This window comes from Microcoleus sp. S13_C5 (assembly GCF_036700845.1).
In the GTDB taxonomy this organism is placed as follows: Bacteria; Cyanobacteriota; Cyanobacteriia; order Cyanobacteriales; family Microcoleaceae; genus Microcoleus.
Genome location: NZ_JAUBPR010000190.1, coordinates 1 through 8,509, shown reverse-complemented (window position 1 = coordinate 8,509; position 8,509 = coordinate 1). Strand labels below are relative to the sequence as shown.

Below are 8,509 nucleotides of genomic sequence, written 5' to 3'. Positions count from 1 at the left end.
TTTTAAACTACGACTCATAAACGCACCATACAAGCTATCTCTCTATTATATGCAACTTCACATAAAATTGGTATAACCCATTATGCAGCCTACTCCCGAACCGAACAAGGCATTACCTATCTTCTTCTTTCTCTTCCTTTGCGCCCTTCGCGTCTTCGCGGTTCGTTAAATAGATATTCTTTGAGGGGTTCAAGAGTAAATTGTGGCAGTCGATCGGCTCATAATAACAAAAGAACGTTAACAATTCTTAAAAAAAATGGCTAGAGACTTGCGGGGATTCCTAAAACTACTCGAAGAACGGGGACAACTGCGCCGGATTAGCGCCTTAGTCGATTCCGACCTCGAAATTGCCGAAATTTCCAACCAAATGCTGCAAAAAGGCGGCCCTGGATTGCTGTTTGAAAACGTCAAAGGGGCCGAATTCCCCGTCGCAATCAACCTGTTGGGAACGGAAGAGCGCGTTTGCTGGGCGATGAACATGGAAAAGCCGATCGAACTAGAAGAGCTCGGCAAAAAACTGGGAATGCTGCAACAGCCAAAACCGCCGAAAAAGATTTCCCAAGCGATAGAATTCGGCAAAGTGTTGTTTGACGTAGTGAAAGCCAAACCCGGCCGCGACTTTTTCCCCGCTTGTCAACAAGTGGTACTTGAGGGAGAAGGGCTGGATTTGAACAAAATCCCGATGATTCGCCCTTATGCGGGAGATGCGGGCAAAATTATCACCCTGGGTTTGGTAATTACCAAAGATTGCGAAACGGGTACGCCGAATGTGGGGGTTTATCGGTTGCAGTTGCAGTCAAAAAACACGATGACTGTACACTGGTTATCGGTGCGCGGCGGCGCGCGGCACTTGCGGAAAGCGGCGCAGGCTGGTAAAAAATTGGAAGTTGCGATCGCCCTTGGAGTCGATCCCCTGATTATTCTCGCCGCAGCAACCCCAATTCCTGTAGATTTATCGGAATGGTTATTTGCGGGACTTTACGGCGGTTCCGGCGTGCAATTGGCGAAGTGCAAAACGGTAGATTTGGAAGTACCGGCGGACTCGGAAATTGTGTTAGAAGGAACGATTACGCCGGGGGAAGTTCTGCCCGACGGGCCCTTCGGGGATCACATGGGTTATTACGGCGGCGTGGAGGATTCGCCGTTGGTGCGGTTCCACTGCATGACGCACCGCAAAGACCCGATTTATCTGACGACATTTAGCGGGCGGCCGCCGAAAGAAGAAGCAATGATGGCGATCGCGCTTAACCGTATTTATACGCCTATTTTGCGGCAGCAAGTATCGGAAATTGTCGATTTCTTCTTACCGATGGAAGCCCTGAGTTATAAAGCGGCAATTATCTCGATTGATAAAGCATATCCCGGTCAAGCGCGCCGGGCTGCTTTAGCATTTTGGAGTGCATTACCGCAGTTTACTTACACTAAGTTTGTGATTGTTGTCGATAAAAGTATCAACATTCGCGACCCGCGTCAAGTAGTTTGGGCAATTAGTTCTAAAGTCGATCCTGTTCGGGATGTATTTATTCTGCCGAATACGCCTTTTGATACGTTAGATTTTGCCAGTGAAAAGATTGGTTTGGGAGGCAGAATGGGGATTGATGCTACTACGAAGATGCCGCCGGAAACGGATCACGAATGGGGGGAAGTTTTGGAGTCCGATCCGGATGTGGCGGCGATGGTAGAAAGGCGTTGGGCAGAGTATGGTTTGGCTGATTTGAATTTGGGTGAAGTCGATCCGAATTTGTTTGGATATGAGATGAAGTAGGGGAATCAACCGTAAAATCTGACATATCGCACATCCTCGATCGACCTGTGGGGGCGGGTTTTTTAAACCATTTATGACACAGATAGACAATCTCAAAAACCCGCCCCCACCCAACGAAAAATCGCAAGCTACCTCTTTTTAATGCGAGCGCAACTCATGCGCTTCGTCAGAGAAACCGGGTTTTTTTCTGAGTCTTTGCGCTGCAGCGAATCTGCTCGATAAAACCCGGTTTCTGAACCTCCGACGTTATTGGGACTGCATCTTAACCCGCAAAGGCGGCTTTTGTTTGTGTAGACGCGGTTTCAACTGCCGTGTCTTCAAAGATAATATTACGTCCCATTTCCCCAAAAAAATTTAAGTACGCTGACGCGCGCAAAAGGGTAAAGAGGAAAGAGAGAAAAGGGCAAAAGGGCAAAAGAGAAAAGAAGAGTCCTCGCGGGAGACTACAGCAGAGAACGAAAAACCGGAGACTACGCGGAAACCAGAGCTACGCGAAAACCGATGGTCCTGTAGCGAAAGTCCGTCGTAATCCAGTCACGATTGGCACTGCGGCAATCGACCGCATCGTCCCGCCAGGAACCGCCACGCATGAAATTAGACCTTTGCCATTTATCGCTGCACCATTCTTCAACATTCCCGTGCATATCGTATAAACCAAACGGATTCGGTGGAAAACTCCCCACATCCGTTGTTTGTTGGCGGTTAAGTCCCTTCGGCGCATAACGGTAGGGGTTATTGCCATCATAATTAACTAAATCCGGCCTAATCGTGTCGCCAAAATAGAAAGGCGTTGTAGTTCCGGCGCGACAAGCATATTCCCATTCGGCTTCCGAAGGTAAGCGATAACTCTTGCCTGTTTTTTCAGAAAGTTTCCGGCAAAATTCCACAGCCTCATTCCAGTTAACATTTTCTACAGGACGTTTCGCACCTTTAAAATTAGAAGGGTTATTTCCCATCACCGCTTGGTATTGTGCTTGAGTAACTTCATATTTACCCATAAAAAAAGGAGCAATCTTCACAGTTTGCTGCGGCCCTTCATCGTTAGTTCGCCATTTTTCAGTATCGGGAGAACCCATCACGAAACTGCCTCCAGGAATTGCAACCATATCTAAAGTAATACCCTTACCAATATTTTCTATAAAAACCCGTGCTTGTCCTTTACCGCGGTTGGCAATTTGCCCCCTTGAGTTGACTGTTACTGTTTCAAAATTAAAAGTTTTTAAAAAAGCATTTGCCGATGGTTGTGGCGATGGACTTGAAGATGAAGAAGATTTGTTGCTCAACAAACTTTTACCCACCAAGGCTAATGCCAACCCTCCCCCAGCCAAACCCACTAATTGTAAAAAACCTCGCCTTGTCGTATTAGTTGAAATGATTGGTGGGGGAGGCGGTGGTATTAGCCTTGGTGGCGGTGGGGAAGGCAGCGACAAAGATAAAAGTGCTTGCAAAGCTTCCCCAGCATTCTGATAGCGCTGACTGAAATGGTCGCGCACCATTTTTTCTAAAACATCAGCAAATTTCGGATTGATTCTTGGCACAAAATGCCGCCAAATTACTTCCCCCGTACTCGGATCTTCCTGCAATTGGTGCGGCGGAATTCCTGTTAATGCTTGAATCCCAATCATCCCCACAGCATAGACATCGCTGCACAACTTTGGTTTACCTTTAGCTTGTTCGCTGGGCGCATAGCCGGGAGTGCCGATCGCAATTGTTCTAGTTATATCTCCATTAACATTTACAATTAATTGATTGATTTCCCTCACTGCCCCAAAGTCAATCAACATTATTTTACCATCTTGGCGGCGGCGCATTAAGTTAGCTGGTTTAATATCTCGGTGAATTACAGCATTTGGCTGGTGTTCGTGGGCGACAGCTAAAACTTCTAAGATATTTTTTAATAAGGTAATAACGGAGGATTCGCTTAACTTGTTGCCAGGAACAATCTCCGTATTTAAATCGTGTCCGTCTATGAATTCCTGAACCAGATAAAATTCGCCATTTTCTTCAAAGTGAGCAAACAGACTCGGAATTTGCGGAGATTGATTGCCTAATTTGTACAAAACTTGTGCTTCAGTATCGAACAAACGTCGGGCTAACTTCAAAGCAGCGGGACGATTGTCTTTCGGTTTCAGGTGTTTGACGACACAGTGGGGTTTTCCGGGTAAGTCTAAATCCTTAGCTAGGTAGGTGTCGCCAAAGCCGCCGCCTCCCAAGTCTTTGATTATTTGATATCGGTTGCGGAGGATTTTACCAGGGGGAATCATAGCTTGTCAGTAGGGGGGTGCACATTAAGATTATTTTGACACAATCTCTGTTGGGGTTTGCACTTTCGCTGAGCGCCGACGCTTTTCATCGAACTTGCGTAACAATAACAAGGTTTTTGGCTGTTGGGTTCCGTTCCTCAACCCAATCTACGGCTACAGCTAGATCGATCGAAGCGAGATTGTTACTTTTATTTCTAGATTCTAGACGGCGATGCACCCTACTAATCGGGTTTGTTGTTGCGCTCAAGCGCTGAGGGCTTTATTTTTTTTAGTTTATATAGCCGCACAGATTCCCATGATTTAATAATATGTCAAGTTCGCACAAAAGTCAAGTAAAATTTGCGTTCGATCGCACCTGATTTTGCGTCAATTTTCTGTCGATCGAGAGCGACAAATCATAGAATTCCAGAGTGTTCAATACAAACATTCTCGATCGCGGTAATTGACCGGACGTGATATTAGTCAGTCCTAGACGCACTCCCACAAAGAAACCGGGTTTTTACCGAATTTGCGGACTGTAACGAAGTTTTCTCGTAAAAACCAGGTTTCTGACCACCCGTTTGGAGTTTGATAAACTTAAAGTAGTAAATCAAGATACACCATGACATCCCAACTTCAACAAGCCATCAATCTGGCTCAGTCACTTTCATTCGCAGAGCAGCTTGAACTCCTAAAAACACTATCCACGATCGTTCAACAAACCCATTCTCTAGAAAACCAAATCACGCCCGAAGCAGACACAGACTTTTCAGGAGAAAGCTTTCGCACATCCTGGCGACAAGCTGTAACCGGACAAACTCTACCCCTTTCTGAACTTTGGGAGGGCATCGACGTTGACTGACACGCCTTTGGTCGAAATTCGGTTAACCCCTGAGTTTCAGCGCAAACTGAGAACCCTAGCAAAGAAATATCGCCAAATCCAAGCCGATCTTCATCCTATCCTTGAGCAGTTGCAATTCGGAGCATTTCTTGGAGATCAAATCCCTGGTATTGGCTCTATCGTTATGAAAGTGCGGCTTAAGAATAGCAATATTCAAAAAGGTAAAAGTGGCGGCTATCGCCTGATTTACTGGATTTCATCGCCTGAGTTGATTGTTTTATTAGACATTTACTCAAAGTCTGACCAGCAAGATATCGAAGTAGGGGAGATTCGCCAAATTATTAAAGCATTCAGCACGCCATCCGAAGAAACAGATGTTTAAAGTGATTCAGGACACAGCGCCGTGCCGTGTCTTCCTTTGTTAGCAACCTAATTAAACCCATCTTCCCGCGGACAAATCAGTTTATTGTTCCAAAATCTCAACTAAATCCTCGATCGCAATATCGAACGCACGAGCCATCTTGTCCAAAGCTGTGTAGTCAACGGTAGCCATGCCTGAAGAATTGGCATAGGTAATGATCGTGGTATATGGAATACCTGTTCTTTTGGATACTTCTGTCAGATTCCAACCCTTCTCTTGAGCAAATTCTCGAACTCGCAGCCTAATTCGTCCCATTCCCTCTTGACAACACTCGAGTATTCGAGTTTAATATAAAACATCATAAATAAGCGATCGCCCTCCGACCTGAGAAATCAAGGGCGAACGCCTTTCCTTTACCACCCACAAAAGTGGGCAGAACACATCTATGATACCAAAACAATCGACATATCGCGATCGACTTCAACCTTGGTGCATAATTCGCCACCTCCCCAACTGTCAGCGGTTAACAGTCGCCCGTTTCAGCCGCCGCCCCGATGCCGAATCTTACCTCAAAGCACTGCGCCGCTTAATGCCGGCAGTCCCGCATACAATTGTTTTCGTAAATGCGCTGTCTGTCTTAGATGAAACCAGCGTTCCAATTCCGATGCAATTGTCGATCGAAAGTTAATGCGATCGAACTGATATCTTGCATTTGTTGCCATATTCCGGCAGCGGTTTAAACCCCCGACGGAATATGCCAATAAGTGCAAGATGTGCGATCGAACCTATTATTGCAAAAGGTCGATCGAGCCTTCAGTCATCATCTGCCACAAGCGAAGCTATGCCCTAAATGCTATTCCCAAGCCATTCGCGTCAGAAAAGTATTGCTAAACTATAAATAGACTTGAGTCAAGGAGTCAAATCAATGCCATCTCCCTTTCCCGGTATGGACCCGTATTTAGAGCATCCCGAACTCTGGCCTGGGATGCATAACTTGCTGATTAGTGAAATTTTCAGGTTTTTATCTCCCCAACTGCGTCCTAAGTATTTAGTGTCACTGGAAGTGAGAATCTATGAAACTGCTGACGACGATTTATCAGTCATTGGCATTCCCGACGTAACTGTAATGCAACCACAAACTGCAACAGAAACAACAGCATCAAACATAGCAGTTGCAGCACCGCCTACACAACCATTAACAGTAATTATTCCCATGCCCTACACGGTTCGGGAAGGCTATTTAGAAATTAGAGAAAGAGAAACCAAAGAATTGATAACAGTTATTGAAATCCTCTCGCCTACCAATAAGCGAACTGGCAAAGGGCGACAAATGTATGAAGAAAAGCGAGAAGAAATTTTAGGTAGCCGCACTCATTTAATTGAAATAGATTTACTGCGGCGCGGTCGAAAAATGCCAGTTATCGGCAATGATGTTGAAAGCCACTATCGCGTTTTGGTATGTCGGGGAAATCGCCGTCCCAGAGCTGATTTGTATGCTTTTAACCTGCAAAACCCGATGCCTGCCTTTCCTTTACCGCTGCGATCTGGCGATACTGAACCTGTCATAAACTTGCAGGAATTATTTACTCAAATTTACGACATAGCAAGTTACGACCTGAAGATAGATTATCGCAACTGGGAAGTCATACCAGCGCTGTCAGAGGCCGATACAATTTGGGCAGATGCTTGGTTGCGCGATCGAGGATTGCGAGATTAATTTGCCGTGCCGCCAAAATCTGGTTAAATACCCTATTTATTTCTTAGTCTGCGGAGGCAGACTTCGTTTGACTTGCAGAGCGATTTCCCTCGCAGAATGACTTAATTCTCAAATTGCTTAACAGCTAAACATCTTGGCTTTGCATCAACCGCTGCTTCAAACGCGCCGGATCTCCCCGATCGACCACTTCGCCCTTTTCCAACAAAAAAGCCCCATCACAATAATTCAACTCATCCAAACGGTGAGTCACCCACAAGGCCGTAATCCCGCGATTTTTCACCAACCGCTGCACCGCCGCCACCAAATCCAACTGAGAATCAGGATCTAACAAAGCCGTCGGTTCATCCAAAAGCAGAATTTCGCAGTGACGGGCGATCGCCCCAGCAAGAGCAATTCGCTGCTTCTGGCCCCCACTCAAAGCATAAATTGGCCGCCGCTGCAAATCCAGCAAATTCACAGCCTCCAAAGCCTCTGCCACCCTCGCCCGCACCTGAACGTTAGAAAGCTTTTCCTCCACCAAACCAAAAGCCACATCCGCACCCACCGTCGGCATCACCAATTGGTGGTCGGGGTTTTGGAACACAAAACCCACCCGCCCGCCCAGGTCAATTTCTCCGGACTGGGGGTGCAGCAGCCCAGCCATCAGCCTCAACAGCGTAGACTTGCCGCTGCCGTTAGTGCCCAAAAGCATCCAAAACTCGCCCTTGGGTACATCCAGAGAGCAACCTTGCAACACTCGATCGCCCGACGGCCAGCAAAAACCCAAATCCCGCACAGCAACCGCTGACTGGCTCATATCGGCACCAACACCCCCAGCCCTCATTCTGCTCCCATCGAGACAAAGCCAGGGGATCTGCCTGTAGATGACGCCCCCGATTTCTGAGAAACCACCACCCCAGAAATCTCGCTGCTGAGCACAGCCACCTTTTTCTCAGGATTTTTCTCGCAATTGAGTTCCAAGATTTGCGGTTGGGAGTTGCGAATCGCCTCTAACACCTGCTGGTAAACAGTCTCAGCGTCCTCCTGCAACTTCCGCTGCACCGACAGCGATACGGGCGTGTTCTTCACAATGATGTCAATGCTGAACATATAGTCTTAAAAACCTAAGTTTGGAGCTCTATCCTCAGTATATATATAGGACTTACCCAAAGAAACCCAGTTTCTTAGAAAAATAAGAGGTTGAGGCCGATATATCTACGAAGTCACCGGCCTTCTGACGCAAAGCGCAGACTCTCCTATATAGTAGAAGTTCCCAAATGCAGGGCAAGGACTTGGGGGGCTTCGAGGGCTTCGGGGACTTCGGGGACTTCGGACAAGTCAAGATCCGGAAGTTTTTTAATAAAAACTTGCTCTTGTAAAGAATTACCTCTATAATCGTCAATACGGTAAAGAAAAGTAAACTCTGTTCATAATCCAACTTGTTTTCTGCTAAGCAGAGGCAACGGTGGAAGACTCATGACTAGAGACAGATCCGTTGTAATTATATCCATTTGGAGATTTGCGTAAATGACAATCGCAGTCGGACGCGCCCAGACCGAAAGAGGCATATTTGATGTCCTCGACGACTGGCTCAAACGCGATC

Annotated in this window: 10 protein-coding genes; 5 read left to right on the top strand and 5 right to left on the bottom strand. The window is 46.6% G+C overall.

Annotated features, from left to right (window positions below; translation table 11 throughout):
* The first annotated feature begins 256 nt into the window (after window positions 1-256).
* Window positions 257-1,765, top strand: coding sequence for a UbiD family decarboxylase (locus QUA04_RS27885; protein ID WP_333263523.1), 1,509 nt, complete (start codon window positions 257-259; stop codon window positions 1,763-1,765).
* A gap of 470 nt (window positions 1,766-2,235) precedes the next feature.
* On the opposite strand, the gene QUA04_RS27880 is transcribed toward QUA04_RS27885, so the two are convergent.
* Together QUA04_RS27880 and QUA04_RS27875 are read right to left on the bottom strand one after the other, a co-directional pair.
* Entirely contained in the window at window positions 2,236-4,029 is a 1,794-nt protein-coding gene (locus tag QUA04_RS27880) for a bifunctional serine/threonine-protein kinase/formylglycine-generating enzyme family protein (protein WP_333263520.1), read from the bottom strand.
* Window positions 4,030-4,357: 328 nt separating this feature from the next.
* Window positions 4,358-4,507 carry a hypothetical protein gene (locus QUA04_RS27875; protein WP_333263517.1) on the bottom strand — a complete coding sequence of 50 codons (150 nt, stop codon included), beginning with the start codon at window positions 4,505-4,507 and terminating at the stop codon, window positions 4,358-4,360.
* Window positions 4,508-4,630: 123 nt separating this feature from the next.
* Here QUA04_RS27875 and QUA04_RS27870 point away from each other — a divergent pair, with 123 nt between their 5' ends.
* Window positions 4,631-4,870: a hypothetical protein gene (locus tag QUA04_RS27870; protein WP_333263514.1), complete on the top strand. Its 240-nt coding sequence runs from the start codon at window positions 4,631-4,633 to the stop codon at window positions 4,868-4,870.
* A 7-nt stretch (window positions 4,871-4,877) separates the two neighbouring features.
* Window positions 4,878-5,231, top strand: a complete 354-nt coding sequence (locus tag QUA04_RS27865; protein ID WP_333263511.1) for a type II toxin-antitoxin system RelE/ParE family toxin — start codon at window positions 4,878-4,880, stop codon at window positions 5,229-5,231.
* 81 nt (window positions 5,232-5,312) lie between these two features.
* On the opposite strand, the gene QUA04_RS27860 is transcribed toward QUA04_RS27865, so the two are convergent.
* The gene (locus QUA04_RS27860; protein WP_333263508.1) at window positions 5,313-5,525 is read right to left on the bottom strand and encodes a helix-turn-helix transcriptional regulator; all 213 of its coding nucleotides are present in this window, start codon (window positions 5,523-5,525) and stop codon (window positions 5,313-5,315) included.
* Window positions 5,526-5,655: 130 nt separating this feature from the next.
* On the opposite strand from QUA04_RS27860, the gene QUA04_RS27855 reads away from it, so the two are divergent.
* Together QUA04_RS27855 and QUA04_RS27850 are read left to right on the top strand one after the other, a co-directional pair.
* Window positions 5,656-5,898, top strand: a complete 243-nt coding sequence (locus QUA04_RS27855) for a hypothetical protein (protein WP_333263505.1) — start codon at window positions 5,656-5,658, stop codon at window positions 5,896-5,898.
* Window positions 5,899-6,135: 237 nt separating this feature from the next.
* On the top strand, window positions 6,136-6,927 hold the full coding sequence (locus QUA04_RS27850) for a DUF4058 family protein (RefSeq protein ID WP_333201996.1): 792 nt from the start codon (window positions 6,136-6,138) through the stop codon (window positions 6,925-6,927).
* A gap of 124 nt (window positions 6,928-7,051) precedes the next feature.
* Here QUA04_RS27850 and QUA04_RS27845 read toward each other — a convergent pair whose 3' ends face one another.
* Both QUA04_RS27845 and QUA04_RS27840 read right to left on the bottom strand, forming a co-directional pair.
* A complete protein-coding gene (locus QUA04_RS27845) occupies window positions 7,052-7,723 on the bottom strand; it encodes an ABC transporter ATP-binding protein (protein ID WP_333263503.1) in 672 nt (223 codons plus the stop codon).
* A 23-nt stretch (window positions 7,724-7,746) separates the two neighbouring features.
* The gene (locus QUA04_RS27840; protein ID WP_333263500.1) at window positions 7,747-8,016 is read right to left on the bottom strand and encodes a hypothetical protein; all 270 of its coding nucleotides are present in this window, start codon (window positions 8,014-8,016) and stop codon (window positions 7,747-7,749) included.
* Window positions 8,017-8,509 lie beyond the last annotated feature (493 nt).

Excerpts from the sequence above, each read along its gene's own strand:
- QUA04_RS27885 (WP_333263523.1), top strand. The coding sequence starts at position 257 with ATGGCTAGAGACTTGCGGGGATTCCTAAAACTACTCGAAGAACGGGGA.
- QUA04_RS27880 (WP_333263520.1), bottom strand. The coding sequence starts at position 4,029 with ATGATTCCCCCTGGTAAAATCCTCCGCAACCGATATCAAATAATCAAA.
- QUA04_RS27870 (WP_333263514.1), top strand. The coding sequence starts at position 4,631 with ATGACATCCCAACTTCAACAAGCCATCAATCTGGCTCAGTCACTTTCA.
- QUA04_RS27860 (WP_333263508.1), bottom strand. The coding sequence starts at position 5,525 with ATGGGACGAATTAGGCTGCGAGTTCGAGAATTTGCTCAAGAGAAGGGT.
- QUA04_RS27855 (WP_333263505.1), top strand. The coding sequence starts at position 5,656 with ATGATACCAAAACAATCGACATATCGCGATCGACTTCAACCTTGGTGC.
- QUA04_RS27850 (WP_333201996.1), top strand. The coding sequence starts at position 6,136 with ATGCCATCTCCCTTTCCCGGTATGGACCCGTATTTAGAGCATCCCGAA.
- QUA04_RS27845 (WP_333263503.1), bottom strand. The coding sequence starts at position 7,723 with ATGAGCCAGTCAGCGGTTGCTGTGCGGGATTTGGGTTTTTGCTGGCCG.
- QUA04_RS27840 (WP_333263500.1), bottom strand. The coding sequence starts at position 8,016 with ATGTTCAGCATTGACATCATTGTGAAGAACACGCCCGTATCGCTGTCG.